Annotated in this window: 19 protein-coding genes; 14 read left to right on the top strand and 5 right to left on the bottom strand. The window is 38.8% G+C overall.

The window, feature by feature from the left end; translation table 11 throughout:
- Window positions 1–2: 2 nt before the first annotated feature.
- Together pstC and AAH582_RS12240 are read right to left on the bottom strand one after the other, a co-directional pair.
- Window positions 3–899, bottom strand: a complete 897-nt coding sequence (gene pstC / locus AAH582_RS12245; protein ID WP_046673381.1) for a phosphate ABC transporter permease subunit PstC — start codon at window positions 897–899, stop codon at window positions 3–5.
- Between the two features lies 1 nt (window position 900).
- On the bottom strand, window positions 901–1,872 hold the full coding sequence (locus tag AAH582_RS12240; RefSeq protein ID WP_343322332.1) for a PstS family phosphate ABC transporter substrate-binding protein: 972 nt from the start codon (window positions 1,870–1,872) through the stop codon (window positions 901–903).
- A gap of 145 nt (window positions 1,873–2,017) precedes the next feature.
- Here AAH582_RS12240 and AAH582_RS12235 point away from each other — a divergent pair, with 145 nt between their 5' ends.
- The 9 genes from AAH582_RS12235 (at window position 2,018) to AAH582_RS12195 (ending at window position 10,919) form a co-directional block, all read left to right on the top strand.
- On the top strand, window positions 2,018–4,123 hold the full coding sequence (locus tag AAH582_RS12235; RefSeq protein ID WP_046673383.1) for a HEPN domain-containing protein: 2,106 nt from the start codon (window positions 2,018–2,020) through the stop codon (window positions 4,121–4,123).
- A gap of 12 nt (window positions 4,124–4,135) precedes the next feature.
- Complete coding sequence (gene cobA / locus AAH582_RS12230) at window positions 4,136–4,894, top strand: uroporphyrinogen-III C-methyltransferase (protein ID WP_343322331.1); 759 nt, start codon at window positions 4,136–4,138, stop codon at window positions 4,892–4,894.
- A gap of 2 nt (window positions 4,895–4,896) precedes the next feature.
- Window positions 4,897–5,475 carry a precorrin-2 dehydrogenase/sirohydrochlorin ferrochelatase family protein gene (locus AAH582_RS12225; protein ID WP_343322330.1) on the top strand — a complete coding sequence of 193 codons (579 nt, stop codon included), beginning with the start codon at window positions 4,897–4,899 and terminating at the stop codon, window positions 5,473–5,475.
- Window positions 5,465–6,166, top strand: coding sequence for a phosphoadenylyl-sulfate reductase (locus tag AAH582_RS12220; RefSeq protein WP_343322329.1), 702 nt, complete (start codon window positions 5,465–5,467; stop codon window positions 6,164–6,166). The genes AAH582_RS12225 and AAH582_RS12220 overlap by 11 nt, the downstream gene beginning before the upstream one ends.
- A 54-nt stretch (window positions 6,167–6,220) precedes the next feature.
- On the top strand, window positions 6,221–7,111 hold the full coding sequence (gene cysD / locus AAH582_RS12215; protein ID WP_070564167.1) for a sulfate adenylyltransferase subunit CysD: 891 nt from the start codon (window positions 6,221–6,223) through the stop codon (window positions 7,109–7,111).
- Window positions 7,112–7,140: 29 nt separating this feature from the next.
- Window positions 7,141–8,385, top strand: coding sequence for a sulfate adenylyltransferase subunit 1 (locus AAH582_RS12210; protein WP_343322328.1), 1,245 nt, complete (start codon window positions 7,141–7,143; stop codon window positions 8,383–8,385).
- Between the two features lie 511 nt (window positions 8,386–8,896).
- Window positions 8,897–10,228 carry an NADP-specific glutamate dehydrogenase gene (gene gdhA / locus AAH582_RS12205; protein ID WP_046673389.1) on the top strand — a complete coding sequence of 444 codons (1,332 nt, stop codon included), beginning with the start codon at window positions 8,897–8,899 and terminating at the stop codon, window positions 10,226–10,228.
- Window positions 10,229–10,330: 102 nt separating this feature from the next.
- Window positions 10,331–10,576, top strand: a complete 246-nt coding sequence (locus tag AAH582_RS12200; protein ID WP_046673390.1) for a hypothetical protein — start codon at window positions 10,331–10,333, stop codon at window positions 10,574–10,576.
- Between the two features lie 7 nt (window positions 10,577–10,583).
- Window positions 10,584–10,919 (top strand): hypothetical protein, encoded by a 336-nt coding sequence (locus AAH582_RS12195; protein ID WP_231585243.1) that lies wholly within the window; start codon window positions 10,584–10,586, stop codon window positions 10,917–10,919.
- A gap of 28 nt (window positions 10,920–10,947) precedes the next feature.
- Here AAH582_RS12195 and AAH582_RS12190 read toward each other — a convergent pair whose 3' ends face one another.
- The 3 genes from AAH582_RS12190 to AAH582_RS12180 form a co-directional block, all read right to left on the bottom strand.
- Window positions 10,948–11,604 carry an MgtC/SapB family protein gene (locus AAH582_RS12190; RefSeq protein ID WP_343322327.1) on the bottom strand — a complete coding sequence of 219 codons (657 nt, stop codon included), beginning with the start codon at window positions 11,602–11,604 and terminating at the stop codon, window positions 10,948–10,950.
- Window positions 11,605–11,666: 62 nt separating this feature from the next.
- The gene (locus tag AAH582_RS12185) at window positions 11,667–14,036 is read right to left on the bottom strand and encodes an endonuclease MutS2 (RefSeq protein WP_343322326.1); all 2,370 of its coding nucleotides are present in this window, start codon (window positions 14,034–14,036) and stop codon (window positions 11,667–11,669) included.
- A gap of 21 nt (window positions 14,037–14,057) precedes the next feature.
- Window positions 14,058–14,828 (bottom strand): DUF4296 domain-containing protein, encoded by a 771-nt coding sequence (locus AAH582_RS12180; protein WP_343322325.1) that lies wholly within the window; start codon window positions 14,826–14,828, stop codon window positions 14,058–14,060.
- Window positions 14,829–14,901: 73 nt separating this feature from the next.
- Here AAH582_RS12180 and AAH582_RS12175 point away from each other — a divergent pair, with 73 nt between their 5' ends.
- Genes AAH582_RS12175 through AAH582_RS12155 form a run of 5 tightly spaced genes read left to right on the top strand, consistent with a single transcriptional unit; the run spans window position 14,902 to window position 19,326 of the window.
- The gene (locus AAH582_RS12175; RefSeq protein WP_046673394.1) at window positions 14,902–15,594 is read left to right on the top strand and encodes a YggS family pyridoxal phosphate-dependent enzyme; all 693 of its coding nucleotides are present in this window, start codon (window positions 14,902–14,904) and stop codon (window positions 15,592–15,594) included.
- Complete coding sequence (locus AAH582_RS12170; RefSeq protein ID WP_046673395.1) at window positions 15,587–16,039, top strand: GNAT family N-acetyltransferase; 453 nt, start codon at window positions 15,587–15,589, stop codon at window positions 16,037–16,039. The genes AAH582_RS12175 and AAH582_RS12170 overlap by 8 nt, the downstream gene beginning before the upstream one ends.
- A 21-nt stretch (window positions 16,040–16,060) precedes the next feature.
- Window positions 16,061–16,852, top strand: coding sequence for a DUF3298 and DUF4163 domain-containing protein (locus tag AAH582_RS12165; protein WP_343322324.1), 792 nt, complete (start codon window positions 16,061–16,063; stop codon window positions 16,850–16,852).
- 23 nt (window positions 16,853–16,875) lie between these two features.
- Complete coding sequence (locus tag AAH582_RS12160; RefSeq protein WP_343322323.1) at window positions 16,876–18,138, top strand: aspartate kinase; 1,263 nt, start codon at window positions 16,876–16,878, stop codon at window positions 18,136–18,138.
- A complete protein-coding gene (locus tag AAH582_RS12155) occupies window positions 18,139–19,326 on the top strand; it encodes a THUMP-like domain-containing protein (RefSeq protein ID WP_343322322.1) in 1,188 nt (395 codons plus the stop codon).
- The last annotated feature ends 35 nt before the right edge of the window (window positions 19,327–19,361 follow it).

The raw sequence follows: 19,361 nt of genomic DNA, 5'->3' as shown, positions 1-19,361 counted from the left end.
TATTATCCATGCTGAGCTCCTTCCAGTCGTCTCAATATAAGACGAGATATTAAATTAAAAACAAATATGATCACAAACAGCAACAACGCAGAGAACATTAACGCAGATTCATAAAGTGGAATTGACATCATTTCCCCGAAATTATTGGCTATTAATGCTGGAATTGGGTATCCGGCATCAAATACCGAAGTAGGGACTTTTGCAACGTTGCCACAGACCATCAACACCGCTATTGTTTCACCAAATGCCCTCGATGTTGACAAAACAATTGCAGCAACAATGCCCGGTCTAGCCTTCTTCAGAATAACATGCTTAATGGTGTCCCATTTTGTTGCACCTAATGAAAGCGAAGCCGCTTTTAGCTCATAAGGTATCGTTTGAAGCACCTCTACCATAATGGAAATCATAATGGGAAAGATCATTACTGCCAATACAATTCCACCGGCAAGCACTGAATATCCCGATGTAACAACCCCAAAGATGGGAGCGATATACAGCTGAATTAAAGGTACAATAAACAATACCCCCCAAACACCATAGAGAACCGGTGGTATCGCTGCTAAAATATTGACCAACGGAAACATCATATTTTTTAAGGCATCCGAAGCATATTCAGTCAAATAAACCGCAGTCAGTATACAAAGCGGAATCGCAATAACAAGAGAAATCAAGGTAACAGCAAGCGTACCTGCAATAAAAGGCAAAAAGCCAAACGATCCTTTCATTGGTGACCAAACCTTGTCGGTTAACAGTTGAAAGATATTACTGTATTCAAATAACGGAATCGATTTTATAGTTAAGCCAACCGCAATAATCACCACAACCGAAAGTGAAATCAGCAGCAGGAGCAAGGTGGATCGCTTGACCAGAGTATCTTTAACGAGACGGGTATTTAGCATGCTATAACTTATTAAGTTCTTCTTTTATCAATGTTTCATCTAGTGGGACATAGCCATTCTCAAGGAGTTGCGATTGGGCCTGTTTTTGAAGCACAAAAGAAATAAATTCCTTCAAGAGAAGGGATTCGGTCTTATTGCGCGTTACAAAGGTTAGCTCTCTTGAGGGTGGAGCTGGGTATTTTCCTGTAGCGACGGCCTCTGTCAAATTAGATAGAGTACCATAAAACTGCTCATCATCCTCAATGTGCCCATTTTTATTGAGATCCAAAGGAACAACCGCAATACGATCAAACACGTTATTGGTTTTCAGACTATAGACGTAGTTAATGTTATTGAATCCAATCCCGTGAGTATCATCTTTAATGGCCTGAGCAATCCCAGGGTCACCAAAAATGCCAATACCTTGCAGATCCTCCTGCTTATGACCAAAAAATTTAGCCCATGTTTCAGCCGCTCCTGCAGCATCCGAACGTACATACACGTTGATAGGATCCGCCGTAAACTGAGGATCAATTTCTTTCCAGGTCTTAAACTTTCTATTTACAAAAATATTCAGCAATTCTTCGCGGCTCAGACCACGCTTCAAAATAGCGGAATAATTAGGGTTACCAGGATTAATCGTACAGATAACAGCGTCTTTAGCAACAATAACTGGAACAGCCCCTTTTTTTATTTCCTGCTCGTGTAGGTCTCTCGATACCATTCCGATATCAACCATACCTGTCAGAACATCGGCGATTCCTTTTCCAGCACCTCCAGCTGAAATATTGAAGCGAACATTTGGATGTATTTTTTTAAAATCTTCGCTCCAAACTACAGCTAAAGGATAAAGGGCAAAGGCACCGGACAAAGAAATATTACCTTCAAAACCATGTTCCTTACTATAACCATTTTTGACTTTTGGCGCACAGGAAGTCATTTTAAATACGATTACATAGCTTAAAATCAAGATTATAAAAAACTTTCTCATCATTACACCTAAAAGTCTACAGGTTTTATATATTAAATTTTATAGGGCAAATATATATTAATTTGGTAGATATTATAGAATATTAAAAAAATATTTTTACATTTGACATCGAGAAAAGAATACTAAATCAATAGATTTTATTTGTTATATGCAAAGCTTCCGCACAGAATTAGAAAATCCTATCGTGGAGAAGGAAATTATAGAACTTGAAAAAAAGATTCGATTGTTCCACGAGGGCAAAATTGCCGACGAGAAATTTAGATCGTTGCGTTTGGCTAGGGGGGTATATGGACAAAGACAACCTGGAGTTCAAATGGTTCGTATAAAACTTCCATTTGGAAAGGTTACGTTTAAGCAATTGAACAAAATTGCAGCAATATCAGACGAATACGCAAGCCGTAATCTGCACCTGACCACACGTCAAGATATACAGATTCATTACGTTAGTCTTGACCGTACACCAGAACTTTGGTCCAAATTGGCTGAAGACGATATTACATTACGCGAAGCTTGTGGAAATACAGTCCGTAATGTCACCGCTTCCCCAAGCTCGGGAATCGATCCAAAGGAACCTTTTGATGTTTCGCCATATGCTCAGGCGACCTTTGAATATTTTTTGCGCAATCCAGTATGTGCGGAAATGGGACGAAAATTCAAAATGTCATTTTCTGCCAGTGATGAAGACACTGCGTTTTCCTATATTCATGACCTTGGTTTTATTCCAAAACTAAAAATTGTTGATGGTGTGGAAATTCGTGGTTTTAAAGTGTTATTGGGTGGGGGATTGGGATCTCAGCCTTTCTTAGCATCAGTGACAAGCGAGTTTTTACCAGAAGATGAATTGATCCCTTATATCGAAGCGACACTTCGTGTCTTTGATCGTTATGGTGAAAGAAATAACCGAAATAAAGCTCGATTCAAATACCTTATTCAGAAACTAGGGTTAGAGGAAGTGCTAAGTTTAATTGAAGCCGAGAAAATCGCCACGAAGGTGAAAAGCTATCCGATCGACCGAACCAAAATCGAACAGCCAATACCACCGGACGACAATCAGCTATCAACGATTAATCTAGATAGTGATCTAAACTATCAAGTTTGGAAGGGCACCAATACATTCGAACAAAAACAAAAAGGATATTACGGTGTCTATGTGCGGGTATCCACCGGTGATATAGGTACAGATAAAGCACGCGCGTTGGTTGCAGGTCTGAAGGATTTGGTCGCGGACGATATCCGTATCACACAAAACCAAAGCCTACTGCTAAAATACGCAACAGAAAAGTCACTGCCACATATTTATCAACTACTTAAATCGTTGGATCTAGCGCAGGTAGGTTTTGATAGTACTGCAGATGTAACAACTTGCCCTGGTACGGATACCTGTAATCTAGGCATCTCAAACAGTACTGAAATGGCGCGGGTTATCGAATCTTATATCGCCGAATTTCATCAGGATTTTGTCTTTAATCGGGATTTAAAAATAAAAATTTCGGGTTGTATGAATTCTTGTGGCCAACATGGTCTGGCACATATCGGCTTTCATGGTAGTTCGGTTAAAGCGGAGGGCAAAGTGGTCCCTGCAGCCCAAGTTATGCTTGGCGGCGGGACAATTGGTAATGGTGAAGGACGTGTTGCCGAGCGTATTATTAAAGTGCCGACAAAAAGAGTCTTGCATGTTGTAGAATGGGTGCTGAATGATTATAAAAAAAATGCTGAAGCAAATGAAAACTTCCATGCTTACTACGACAGACAAAGTAAAAATTACTTTTATAATCTTTTAAAGCCTCTATCGGATTTGACCAATCTTGCTGAGGACGAATTTGTCGACTGGGGACATGAAGGAACTTTCCAAACGGCAATCGGAGTTGGCGAGTGTGCAGGTGTCGTGATTGACTTGGTTGCTACGTTGATCTATGAGGCGGAAGAAAAGTTACAATGGGCAAATGAAACATTTCAGGAATCCAAATTCTCGGATGCGATTTATCACGCTTATAATGCCTTTGTACAAGCAGCAAAAGCCCTACTATTGGATAAAGGGATTAGCGCCAGCACACAAAATATCGTAATCAACGAATTCCAAACACATTTCGTGGAAACAGGTGAATATAATTTTGACCAAACGTTTCCAGAATTAGTTCTACAGATTAGTAAAAATGAACCAACGGAGCATTTTGCAATCAACTACCTTCAGGAAGCAACGAAGTTTATCAATGAAGTCTATCAACGGAAAAATTTAAAACCAGTATTGGTATAGGAGGGAATAGGTATGTCAATAAAAGCAAAAGTAACATTGGTAGGAGCAGGCCCCGGTGATCCGGATCTGATCAGCCTAAAGGGCATCAAAGCAATAGAAAAAGCAGATGTCATTTTATACGACGCCTTGGTGAATGATGAACTACTGGATTATGCACAGGCTGAATGCATCAAGATATATGTTGGAAAACGAGCCGAACAAATCTCTACTTCACAGGATGAAATCAATCGCCTTTTGGTGGATTATGCCTTAAACTATGGACATGTTGTACGTCTAAAAGGTGGTGATCCATTTGTTTTTGGCCGTGGTGGCGAAGAAATTGACTACGTACAGCAATATGGTATTGAAACTACCGTTGTGCCAGGTATTTCCTCCGCAATTGGACTTACCGGACTACAACAACTTCCATTAACTTACCGGGGAATCAGTGAGAGCTTTTGGGTCATCACAGGCTCCAAATCGGACGGTTCACTTTCAACAGATCTTTATCTGGCAGCAGAATCCAAGGCCACTGTCGTTGTCTTGATGGGCTACGGAAAATTGGCAGAGATCGTGGAAATCTACCGCCAAAGAAATCTTCATAATTTACCAATAGCCTTGATTCAAAATGGTTCATTGCCTAATGAAAAAGTTGTACTAGGCACTATCGATAATATTCTTGATGAATCAACAGAGAAAAGGGTCGGTGTCCCAGCGATTATTGTAATCGGCGAGGTCGTTGCCAAGCATCGTTCATTCCAACACATTAAAGAAAAAGCTTTAGCTTTATAGATATGAACCAGCTATTTCCAATATTCGTCAAATTGAATCAAATTGACACCTTACTTGTTGGGGGCGGGAAAGTTGCATTGGAAAAATTTCAAGCTTTAATTTCCAATGATGAGGGATTAAAACTGACTATTGTGACTCGGGAAATCATCCCGGAATTTAAGGAGCTATTACAAAATTACACACAAATTCAGCTCCACATTCGTCCGTTTAGACCAGACGACCTTACGGACAAACAACTTGTCATTGTAGCAACCAATAACATGGAGCTCAACGAACAGCTGCGTAATTTAACCAGGCAAAATAACATACTGTTTAATGCCGCGGACAAACCCGAATTATGCGACTTCTACCTGGGGTCCATCGTAAAGAAAGGCGACTTGAAAATAGCTATTTCTACCAATGGCAAATCACCGACGATTGCCAAAAGGGTGAAGGAACTACTGAATGACTTGTTACCGGAGGAAATTGACGAAACACTTTCACTCATGAGTGCTTATCGAGAGCAGCTTCGAGGAGATTTTGAATACAAAGTAAAGCAGTTGAACGAGCATACAAAAAATATATTACGTTATGAACGTTAAGGAAATTAAAGAAATTATTGGCGAAAAAAAAGGAGTGGAGCTCTTACAAACAATAGCCTCACTATTTCCTAATGAGGTAGTTTTTTCAACCTCTTTCGGTATTGAGGATCAAGTAATCACTGAATGGATCGGTAAGAATAATATTAATATCGAAATATTTACACTGGATACTGGAAGACTGTTCAAAGAAACCTATTCCCTGTGGAGCCGCACCTTAGAGCGTTATCAGTTGCGTATTAAAACATATACTGCGGATGCAACATTGTTGGAAGATTTTATCAGCAGAAAAGGTCCAAACTCCTTTTATGAGTCGGTTGAGAATCGGAAGGAATGTTGTAGGATAAGGAAAATTGAACCTTTACAACGCGCGATTAAAGGGAAAAAAATTTGGGTAACGGGCATCCGATCAGATCAATCCATCAATCGCCACGACATGGACTTTATCGAATACGATGAAACAAACCAAATCATCAAAATCCATCCTTTATTTGACTGGACTTTTGAGGAAGTTAAAAATTATTGTAAAGAGCAATATATTCCGTACAATGTGCTACACGACAAGGGTTTCCCAAGTATCGGTTGTCAACCTTGTACAAGAGCAATACAAGAAGGAGAGGACTTCCGCGCTGGTAGATGGTGGTGGGAAGATCAAAGTAAAAAAGAATGTGGTTTGCACGCCGTTAAATCATAAAATAGCGAGGTAGAAACCCAAATTCATTAAAATCAAATTTTATTATTTCAGAGAATGGACTATTTAGATCATTTAGAAGCGGAAGCAATATATATTTTAAGGGAGGTAGCCGGACAATTTGAAAAACCAGCGCTATTATTCTCTGGTGGTAAGGACTCCATTACACTTGTTCACTTGGCAAAAAAAGCATTTAGGCCTGGTAAATTTCCTTTTCCATTAGTTCATATTGACACTGGTCACAATTTTCCTGAGACAATCACTTTCAGGGATTCATTGATTGAAGACATAGGAGAAAAACTTATCGTTGGTTATGTTCAAGACAGCATTGATCAAGGAAAAGTCGTTGAGCAAAAAGGAAAAAATGCAAGTCGGAACGCCTTGCAAACAGTTACCTTACTCGATACAATCGCTAAACATGGTTTTGATGCCTGTATCGGTGGCGCACGTCGGGACGAAGAAAAAGCGCGTGCTAAGGAAAGAATCTTCTCCGTGCGTGATGAATTTGGACAATGGGATCCGAAACGCCAAAGACCTGAGCTGTGGAGCATCTTTAATGGCAAAATAAACAAAGGCGAAAATGTACGGGTGTTTCCTATTTCAAACTGGACTGAGCTCGATGTTTGGAACTATATTAAACGTGAACAGATTGCATTGCCATCGATTTATTTCAGCCATGAGCGGGATGTTATTACCCGCAATGGGCAACTGATGGCTGCTGCCTCATTCTTAAATATCGATGCTGATGATATCATAGAACGCAAATCTGTACGTTTCAGAACTGTAGGCGACATGACTTGTACAGCAGCCGTAGATTCAACAGCAACGGAGCTAGATGATATTATCGCCGAAATCAAGGCTTCAACAGTAAGTGAACGTGGCGCTAGAATGGACGATAAGGTATCGGAAGCAGCCATGGAAGAGCGTAAAAAACAAGGATACTTTTAATTCAAATCACATACCTGATATTGACAACAATGAATATATTGAAATTTATAACGGCCGGTTCTGTAGATGATGGTAAAAGTACCTTGATTGGCCGATTACTATATGATACAAACTCCATTTTGGACGACCAATTGGAAGCTATACAGCGTGCCAACCGGAAAAATGACGATGGGACTGTAGACTTGGCCATATTGACTGATGGACTTAAAGCTGAACGTGAACAAGGCATAACAATTGATGTAGCCTATAAATATTTCCAGACTGAACACCGAAAATATATTATAGCCGATGCTCCAGGACATATCCAATACACCAGAAACATGGTAACTGGAGCTTCCAATTCAGATCTCATAATCATTCTGGTTGATGCACGCAAAGGCGTAATAGAGCAAACAAAACGTCATTCTTTCATAGCCAAATTATTGGCCATGAAACAAGTTTTGGTCTGCATAAACAAGATGGATATGGTCGATTATAGCGCTTCTGTTTTCGAACAGATCAAGGCTGATTATATAACTTTAGCTAACAATCTCGGACTTAAGGATATTGATTTCATACCTGTTTCAGCCTTAAAAGGAGACAATATTGTACATAAGTCCGAAAGAATGAGCTGGTATGCAGGCGAATCTTTATTGGATTACCTGGAAAATGTAGAAATTCACGAACAGGAAGCAGCCAGTTGGAGGTTTCCCGTCCAATGGGTTGTAAGACCACAAACCGATGATTTACACGACTATAGAGGTTATGCAGGTCGAGTACTAGGAGAGGGGCTCACGGTTGGTGACCAGGTTATTGTTTATCCAGCAGAAACATATAGCACAATTCAAGCGATTGAATTAAACGGGCAACAACTTCAACGGGCTGAAAACGGACAATCTGTCATTGTACACCTCAGTGACGATGTCGACATTAGTCGCGGCGATACCATTGCAAGTGTAGAACAGCCGCCAAAGTTTGAGCGCAATATTCAAGCAAACTTATGTTGGTTCGACAATAAACCTTTGGATACTGCGCAAGTTTATCTTGTCCAAAGCCACGGTAAATTAACCAAGGTTAAGATTTTAGATGTGTTATACAAATTTGATATCAATACACAGGAAAAAATATATAATGATCCAATCAAACTAAATGATATTGGTCGAATAGCCATTAAGTCCGCTGAGAATCTAGTATTTGATCTGCAGCAGGAAAATCCGGCAAATTCTCAAGCGATTGTTATTGATCCACGGACAAATCTAACCGTTGGTGCTTTAATGATTCAGGCAGTCGATTAATATTTTTTTTAAACGTAAATATTCAACCTAAATATTTTTCAAGGAACTCAAGCAATATCTGGGTTCCTTTTTTTATGAAGTTTAGCTTATAATACCAAAGAACCAGGTTGATATAGATCAACTGTAAAATAGGGTACGTCCGGCAATTCATTATTTAACATAATATAAATTATAAATGCTATATAAGAGAAAGATAGGGGTTTGGTATATTTATCAAATAATCAGAAAAAACTATCAGCTATTAAATATTCATCAATGATCATCAGTATTTACAGTTATTTTGTCAAAAACGAAAATGATTCTATTTTTTTAATAATAACTCGAATAAAATACTGTCATGTGTTCATTTTTCCTTCATTTCTCTCTTAATTAATCGGTTTTGAATAATTATAATAAAATATGAAATTTCATCAAAACACATTAATAATTGTAAATAATTAACAAATATTGGTTTTTCGTTAAAAATTATATAAATTAGTGCCAGCCAAAGGGAAATTTTACTAATTAAAACATGTCAAAAAACTTTAACGAGTTCATTTCAATCGTTGAGAAACGTAATCCAAATGAACCAGAATTCTTACAAGCTGTAAAGGAAGTTACTGAGGATTTATTTCCTTATATCACTGAAAATCATCCCGATTTTTTCGACCAAAAAATTCTTGAGAGACTTACTGAACCTGAGCGTATTATATCTTTTCGCGTAACATGGTTGGATGATAACCACCAAGTACAGGTAAATCGTGGCTATCGTGTTCAAATGAACAGTTCAATCGGCCCATATAAAGGTGGTCTCCGCTTCGCTCCATCTGTTAACCAAAGTATTTTAAAATTCCTCGCTTTTGAGCAAGTATTTAAAAATAGCTTAACAGGACTACCAATTGGTGGTGGTAAAGGGGGGGCTGATTTTGACCCTAAAGGTAAATCAGACAATGAAATTATGCGTTTTTGTCAAAGCTTTATGACCGAACTTTATCGTCATATTGGCGCGGATACAGACGTTCCTGCGGGCGACATTGGCGTTGGCGGACGCGAAATAGGCTTCTTATTTGGTCAATTTAAACGACTTCAAAACAATTTTACAGGTGTTCTAACAGGTAAAGGTGAATTATGGGGTGGATCATATATTCGTCCTGAAGCGACCGGTTATGGGCTCCTATATTTTGTTGACTGTATCTTCAAATATCAGGGAAAATCTTTACAAGGTAAAGTAGCTACAGTATCTGGTGCTGGCAACGTAGCCTTTTACGCTGTTGAAAAAGCCGTTCAACTTGGAGCCAAAGTAATTACGGTATCAAATAGCCTGGGTACACTTTATGACCCCGATGGTTTTGACGCTGAAAAAATGGCATTTGGGGCTACTTTGGGAAGAAACCTCGATCAGTACCCAGCGCGCTATCCGAACGCCCAATTCTTACCTGGTCAAAAGCCATGGCAGTTTAAGTGTGATATCGCATTGCCGTGTGCAACACAAAATGAATTAGAAGAATCGGATGCTAAAGCGCTTGTTGCAAATGGTTGTACGTGCGTAGCTGAAGGCGCCAATATGCCTTCTACTGCTGAAGCTATTAAAGTTTTTCTAGACGCAAAAATTAGTTTTGCGCCTGGTAAAGCTGCGAATGCTGGTGGTGTTGCTGTCAGCGGTTTGGAAATGTCTCAAAACTCAATCCGTACACAATGGTGTACAGAAGAAGTTGACAATCGCTTAAAAACCATTATGGAAAGCATTCACGAAACTTGTTTGAAATATGGTCAAGACAGTGGATTTGTTAATTATTTGAAAGGTGCCAATATTGGTGGTTTTATAAAAGTCGCTAACGCGATGAAAGCACAAGGTATCGTATAACACGCCTTTTTCTAATCATATCATAATCCTGAGCGCTCAAATGCATTGCATTTGGGCGTTTTTTTATACTTTTATGCTAATTTTAAAAAACACGAAATTTACATGAGATTAATAGCTGAACTCCCCCATCCCGATTGCAAGATTTCAATCTTTGGTATGAATCAAAAATTCATTATTAAATTTGAACAAGGAAACTTAGAACAATCCTATAAAATCGCAGAAATGGATATAATTGGCGGTGTAAATGGTGTCTTTGATTTACTTGACGAAGAATTTCTGAAAAGTGTGATCGACCAATTCGCATTGATGCGCCAATCTTTTAATAGTGCTTACAGTAGATACGAATAAGAAAGCCATGCTGAACTATATATATTTTGTGGCATTTTGGGCCTGTCAAATTATTTCATCTATCCTGTTTAAACTTGGCGGGATACATCCAAAATATAAATGGACTACTTTAATTATTGGAAACATTATTCTTTTATCAGCAAGTTGGTTTCTTGTGCAGTTATTTAAGAATGTCTCTCAACCTATCGTAATTGCCCTATGTTCAGGCGGTACATTCTTGACAGTCCAATTGGCGATGGCGCTATATTTTAAAAGTTCATTGAGCTGGCAGCAGGTACTGGGTATGTTTGTCATTATTTCAGGCATGGTTTTGATAACTTTCGGGGGTAAAGAAACGACCTAAGCTACCATGTGGTTAGTTATAGATGTGTTTATTTGTTATAGTAAAACTCATCTATAACTAATGAGCCTGCCAATTGTTGGTTAAAACGATCTAAATCAGTCATTTTACCAGAAATATCATACATAACTTCCAACTTTCCATTGATCTTTTCAATAACACGCCTGGTAGCTTTAATCTTAAAATCCAATGCCAATTGTTCAAACTCATGTAAGTGATAAAACTCATTGGAACTAAATTTTACATGTAGAGAACGAACTAGGTAATAACGAGCCAGAAGAATTTCGATCCGCTGAAAAAGCGCGAGTATCACCACCATAAAAACAGCAAAGGAAATCGCATAAACCAGTTGCCCCAATCCGGCAAACATGCCAATACCAGCTGTCGCCCAAATAACGGCCGCTGTTGTGAGACCACTAACCGATAGTTTGCCCTTAAAGATCACACCAGCACCAATAAAGCCTATACCAGTCACAATATTTGCAGCAACGCGATCAGTACTATTGCCAATAAACAAACAGGAAATAATCGTAAACATTGCCGAACCGAAACAAATAAGCACTACCGTCCGAAATCCAGCAGATTTATTCCTATACTCACGTTCAAAACCAATTAAACTGCCACACAGAATTGAAGTGAGAGCGTTTAACAAAGGCTCACTAGTCAAAAAGTTAATGATATTCTCCATGCCGAACTTTACAGAAAGATTAAACACGGAGCTTCGAACATGTCAGCTCCATGCAATTTAGACTATAGATAAGCGTAAGTTATACCATCGCCCCCACGATCTTGGTGTTCATCCTCAAAACGACTTACATGGCTATATTTACGAAGGTAGTCGCGAATAAATTTGCGCAAAATACCATCGCCTTTACCATGAATAATTTTTAAGGACGGGTAACCTATCATGACGGCCCGATCCAGAACACGTTCTAATTCATGCAGTGCGTCTTCTGTGCGCATGCCTCTTAAATCAAGTTCTGGCTTGAAATCAGCTACACTACTGGAAGATAATGATTTTGATAGACTTTTTGCAGACTTCTTCCCTTCCCGTCCCTCGAGTTTAATCACATTCTTTCGCTTTTGAACAGTACGCAGTTCACCCATGGCAAGAATAAGGTTGTTCTTTGCAATTTCGACAATCTGCGCTTCAGCTCCATTATCAATAATTTGCACCCAATCCCCAATATTTAATACAGTGGATTCCGGTGTTTTCTCGTTGACGATTTGTTTTACTGGTTTTTGCTCTTTGGGAAGAACAGCTTGAAGTGCCTTATCCAAATTGCTGCGCAACTCACGAGTTTTCTCCTTATCTGCTTTTGCAGATTTGATCTGCGCTACCGTATTTTCGATTAGCTTGTTCGAACTTTTAATAATTTGCTGCGCTTCCTCTTTCGCCTTCTTCAAAATTACACGTTTATTTTCTTCTAAATAACTTTGTAATTCCAAATAATCCGATTTAATTGACTCCAGTTCCTTTTCACGCTTATTAATAGCAACTTTTGTATCAAACACCTCCTTCTTTTCTCGCTCAAGATCGATCAATAATGTATCTACCTTCTTCTGCTGAACACCAATTTTACTTTTAGCAGACTCCAAAATATCCTTACCTAATCCTATTTTCTGTGCGATTTCAAAAGCATAAGAGCTTCCTGGCTTACCAATTTGTAGGATATACATCGGTTTCATTTCGCGATTATCAAATAACATTGAAGCATTTTCCAGACCTGTCGTATTGCTGGCAAAAACTTTGAGATTTGAATAGTGGGTGGTCACAACTCCCCTGATTTGTTTTTTGTTAAGGGATTCCAATACAGCCTCAGCAATAGGTCCACCAAACAAAGGGTCGGTACCGGTTCCAAACTCATCGATCAGTACCAAAGTACGTCCATTTGCAAACTCTGTAAAATATTTCATTTTGGATAGATGCGCACTGTAGGTACTTAAGTCACTTTCAATGGATTGATCATCCCCTATATCTGCAAATATCTGCTTAAAAACACCGACTTTACTTGTTGGTTCCGCTGGTATTAATAAGCCCGATTGCACCATGATTTGCAAAAGACCAACCGTTTTCATACACACAGATTTCCCACCAGCATTCGGCCCCGATACAACAATAATACGCTGAATATGATCGATTTGAATGTTCAATGGAACAACAATATGATGCTGATTCAGCAATAGAAGCGGGTGTCGACCATTGACCAAATTAATCTCAGCCTCCTTCGATAACTCGGGCATCTCCGCCTCAATATCCAAGGCAAAAAGTGCTTTCGCTCGCACAAAATCTACTTTGGTTAATAGGCTGTGATAGGAAAGCAAGAGCGGAATATGTGGCCGGACCTTGTCCGTTAGTTCGACTAAAATACGGATGACCTCACGCCTACGTTCAAACTCTAGATCCCTAATTTTATTATTTAACTGAAATACTTCTTCAGGCTCTATATAAGCCGTTTGTCCCGTAGCGGACTCATCATGAATCAAACCTTTGAGCTTTCTTTTATTTTCCGCAAGAATAGGAATACAGAGCCTTCCATCCCGTATGGTCAAATTCCCATCCGCTGTCCAGCCACTGTCCTGTGCGCTCTTAAAGATACTATTGATACGTTTAAGCGCCTCCTGTTCTGCCCGTTGAATCTGTTGGGTTATTTCCAATAGTAATCGGGAAGCATTATTTTTAAGCTTTCCACGCTCGTCAATGACCATTTCGATATCGCGAATAATCCCCTTCTCAATCGGTAAATGCTCAAACAAGACCTCTAGATTAGGATAGAGTCCTTCCCGTTCATTAAAATAGCGGATAATAGCGTAAACAGTCTTGAGGGATAACAATACCCGAAAGAATTCATCTTCAAATAAGAACGCGCCCTCCACCCGAGCTTTCTCAATAATGGATTTAAGCGGAAAGAAATTTTCAACTGGAAATGCGCCATCATTCATCAGAAGATCCTTAAACTCGCTGGTCTGTCTTAGAAATCGGTCGATTTGGTCAAACCGGGTTTGAGGTTGAATTTTTTCAACTAATTCACGCCCAGACTCGCTTAGGCATTTTTGTTTTATTTTATCTTTTATCTCGGAAAACCCGAGTTTAGCAATTGCATTTATTGGATATACCATAGAAATTATATTCTTTGATGGTTAAAGTTCCGTCGGTGGCTTGATGTGCCGCGGCGGCGTAAGAATTGGTCTTTTTTCCAATTCATTTGTTGGTAATTGTGGCTCCACATGGTTTTGTGTCACAACAGTATCCTTGACTGAAGTACCAGGTGTTTTCAGTTGGGAAGTCGTGTCTTTCTGTAAAGAAGGCGATTCAATTGGTAAATTTGAATTACCGACCGACAATTGATTCATGAGATAACTGTTCATGCTCATACCGGTCTTCGTTTGAAAGTCGGTATTAAACAAGGAAGAAGCTTCTCTAAAGTTGAATTTCGCCTTATTTGGCAGATAATGGACAAGTGCTGCAATTCGTTCCTGATACGCCTGCTGTGCACGCATAACGCGATTGGTGCTATCTTGAATACGCATATTCTGGATTGAATCGCGCGTTCGAATTGAATCTTGTTTTTTCCGTTCTATATCGGCGTAAATCTTATTTTCCTTCGTTAAATTATCCTCCACTTTTTTATATATCGCAGACATCACTTCAGCATCCTTACCATAATAGTCTAAGTTCTTTCGAAAGGAAACCGAATCCAATCCATATTTATCAAAGGTCACTTGATACAAAGGCAACATCACTTTACGTGCGCTATCAATGGGTAAAATATTAAGATAGGAGTCTGTCAGTTGAATTTCGGTCAATGCATCCACAAACTTACCTTGGGAGATAATATCTTTCTCCCCAGTTCCGATACAAGAACCAAATAAAAAAATCACTGCAAGTAGATTCAGTATTAATCGTAGCATTTTGTAGTTTTGTACAAATTTACAAAAAGCACCGACATTTGGCACTTTTTACATCATCAAAACTATATCGGAAATGAGTATTGCTAGTAATTTAGAAGCGTTAAGATTGGAAACCGAGGCTGTTGGCGTACAACTTGTAGCAGTTTCAAAAACAAAATCCAATTCGGACATTATGGAAGCCTACGAGGCGGGACAGCGTATATTTGGTGAAAATCATGTTCAAGAATTAGTCGAAAAAGCCGCTCTTTTACCTAATGATATTCAGTGGCATATGATTGGTCACCTTCAAACAAATAAGGTCAAATATATTGCACCATTCGTGAGCTTAATTGCGTCAGTTGATTCTTTAAAATTATTAAAGGAAATTAACAAACATGCGCAGAAAGCGAACCGCACAATCGACTGTTTGCTGCAAGTATATATTGCAGAAGAAGAAACAAAATTCGGTTTCGACCATGCTGAACTAATCGAACTTCTTCGCGACGACGAGTTTCTTGAATTAAAAAATATTCGGATCTGTGGCTTAATGGGCATAGCATCCAATACAGATAATGAAAAGGTAATTAAAGCCGAATTTTATGAGTTAAAAATGTTATTCGATGGAATTAAGGTAAGTTTCTACCGGAAGGAAGAGTATTTCAATATCCTATCCATGGGAATGTCTTCAGACTATAAGCTAGCGATTGAAGAAGGTTCGACAATGGTACGGATTGGAAGCACAATATTTGGCAAAAGAGTAATCAAACACTTCAAAAACAATGATTAAAACAACGATACGAGAGGCAATTGAAAGTGATTGCACCCAAATGCTTGAGCTAATTAAAGAATTAGCTATTTTTGAAAAAGCACCGGACGAGGTCACCGTGTCGCTTGAAGAATTTAAAGATGCAGGATTTGGAAAGAATCCCGTTTGGGGTGCATTTGTTGCCGAAGTGGATGGCGAAATTGTCGGAATTTCATTATATTATGTCCGATATTCAACCTGGAAAGGTAGAAGACTCTATTTGGAAGATTTGATTGTTACCGAAAGAATGCGAGGTTTAGGGATAGGCAAGCTGCTTTTTGATAAAACTTTAGCTTACGGCAAACAGTGTGGATTTCATGGCATGGTGTGGCAGGTCCTCGATTGGAATGAGCCAGCTATAAAGTTTTATGAAAAATATAAAGCAAACTTCGATGCCGAATGGATTAATGTGTCAATCACGTATTAAATAACGAGAATCATCAATTCAATGCGATTTTACTTTTTTTTAATAGTATTATTTATTAGCTGCGTTCTGTCCGCTTGCAGTGACCACAAAAAGGCCGCTATAGCGAAACAGCCCACAGACACACTTTCCTATAGTCAAAAAATCATCGATGAGCATAGCAATTATTTTCTAAAAGAAGATGATCGCTTGGACACAACTTATTTTCGCGCAAAATACCCGATTTTCCAAGAAAATAAAATCAATACCCTCATATCAAGTATCGTTCATCTTGAAGGCGACACAAGCATGGCAGATGCAGCACATCGTTTTATAAATTCATACAACGAATATGTGGAAGACAATAATGGCAAATCTACATCAACCTGGAATCGGGATCTACAGATTGATGTGATCGTCAATACGCCTGTTTTCTTGGGTATAAGAACCAAACAAGAGGAATATACTGGTGGAGCGCATGGGGACCATTTCACGCTGTACTCCAATTTTGATCGTCAATCTAACAGTGCAATTACAATCAATGATATCATTCAGGAAGAGAACAAAAATAAATTCGTTCAAATCGCCGAGCAATACTTCCGTAAGCAAGAAGGATTAAGTGCTGATGATTCCCTAAATGGAAAGTACTTTTTTGAAGACGGTAAATTTTCTTTGGCCGATAACTTCACTTTTGAAAAAAACGACATCCTGTTTTACTACAACGTATACGAAATCAAATCTTATGCTGAAGGAAATACTGAATTACGTATTCCTTATACAACATTTAAACATCTGATTTCAGAAAAAGGATTACACTATATTAATAGTATCAACTAGCAATCAACTAAACTAATAAATAAATGCAGGTTTTTAAATTTGGGGGTGCATCAGTAAAAGATGCTGAAAGTGTCAGAAATTCGGCGCGGATTATTTCTAAATACAAAGGCGACGCCTTGTTAGTCGTCATATCCGCCATGGGAAAGACAACGAACCTTCTAGAGAAATTGACCAAAGAATATTTTAACAACACGGGGAACCAATTTCAGACACTCGAAGAGGCGAAAGCATTTCACTTTCAAATCCTTCAAGAATTATTCCCTGAAGCTAAACATCCTATATTTGATGAGATTTCCAACTGCTTTGTGGAGATCGAGTGGATTTTAGAGGAAGAACCTCAAGATTCATATGATTATCTTTTCGATCAAATTGTTTCGATGGGTGAACTTATCTCCACCAAGATTGTTGCAGCTTACGTTGCATTCATTGGTGAAAAGGTAAAATGGCTAGATGCACGAGATTATATATTTACGGACAACACCTATCGCGAAGCTGTCGTAGACTGGAACAAAACGGAAGAAAAAATCCGTGCCGAACTGCCAGCCATCCTAGACGAGTATATTGTAATTACGCAGGGATTTTTAGGTTCTACCTCTGAAAATTTCACAACTACTTTGGGCCGTGAAGGTTCCGATTACTCTGCGGCAATTTTTGCTTCTTGTCTAAATGCCGAAAATGTAACTATATGGAAGGACGTTCCAGGTGTACTTAATGCGGATCCGAAGTGGTTTGAGAAAACCGAGTTGATTCCTGAGCTATCTTATACCGATGCTATCGAGCTTACCTATTATGGGGCTACGGTTATTCACCCGAAAACAATCAAGCCGCTTCAGAATAAAAAGATCGCATTAAATGTGCGATCCTTTGTAGACCCTGACTCACCTGGAACAATGATAAAGAGTACAAACCAAACTTTACCTGTGCCCTCCTTCATCTTTAAGGTGAACCAGATTTTTATTTCCATCTCCCCGAGGGATTTCTCATTTATCGTTGAAGACAATCTGAGAGACATCTTCAACCTATTTCATGAGCATCGTATTAAAATTAATATGATGCATAATACGGCGATCAACTTTACGGTCTCCGTCGATGATACTGGAAAAAATCTAGTCGACTTAATTAACGAACTGGAGCAAAAATTCAAAGTCAGGTATGAATCTGGGCTAGAACTCATTACAATCCGTTATTATAATCAAGAAACCATTGATCGCGTTTTGGTTGATAAAGAAGTTATTAGCGAACTAAAGGATACCTATACTTGCCAACTTCTCGTTAAGAAAATATAAATGAACACATTAATCCTTCAAGAGGAGGCTCAACAGTTTTTAGAACGAAACAAACTGGAGTCTCCGACTAAAATCGCTTTAAAAAAATCTCCTTTTGAAGGAATATCATCTTCCGAGCTCGCAGCACAACTCGATGGTAGACAACGGGCGAGCGGCAAAATTCCACTATGGGCCGAAACAGCAGGGATTTACTTCCCCACCAAACTCAATCTCGAACAATGTTCTTCCGAGAAAACCGGATTATTTAAAAGTTCACTCATCGAAAACAACAGCCATTTAATTGATGCTACCAGTGGCTTCGGTGTTGATAGCTTTTACTTCTCTAAGCGGGCAAAGCAAGTAACATCCTGCGAACTCAATCCCGAACTCGCTGCAATCACCCAACATAATGCAAAGATATTGAAAGCAGAAAATCTTCAGATCATTGCGGCAAATGGAGTTGAATATATACTAAACGATCCAAAGAGAAGATTTGATTATATCTATTTGGATCCTTCAAGAAGAGTTCAAAACAAAAAAGTGTTTCTACTTGATGAATGTGAACCTAATTTGGTTGCCTTGCAGGATGAGTTTTTCAAACATGCCAACAAGATAATAAGTAAGCTAGCCCCACTATTAGATATTTCTGCAGCGATACACATGCTGCAACATGTTAAGGACGTCTATGTCGTCTCTTTGCAAAACGACTGCAAAGAACTTATCTTTGTTCAGGAGAAAGGATACGAAGCTGAACCTTGCATCCACGCAGTCAGGTTATATCAAGAACAACAGCAGATTATATCTTTCACTTACGAAAATGAACGTGCAATTTCAAATGACTACAGTAGGCCGCTATCCTATTTATACGAACCAGATGTAGCTCTTTCCAAAGCCGGAGCATTTAAGACTATTGCCGAAGTATTCAAGGTAAAAAAACTCCATAAAAACACCCATCTCTACACCTCCGATCAAAAGATCGAAAATTTTCCCGGTAAAACATTCATCATCAAACAGGTGGAATCATTTACAGATTTTAAGAAAAATAAAAGAGCATTGAATTCCGATATCATCGCCAAAAATTTTCCCTTGAAGACCGAAGAGATCAAAAAGAAATTTAAAATCAAAAACGCTGGTGACTCGTTCACATTTTTTACGACAACCGTGAATGATCAACTTAGTGTCATACATACCCAACGGATTTTAGATTAGACATTTTCATTACAATTGTCGAATAACTTCTCCGT

The sequence above is a fragment of the Sphingobacterium multivorum genome (genome assembly GCF_039511225.1).
GTDB lineage: Bacteria > Bacteroidota > Bacteroidia > Sphingobacteriales > Sphingobacteriaceae > Sphingobacterium.
This window is presented reverse-complemented; position numbering and strand designations above follow the sequence as displayed.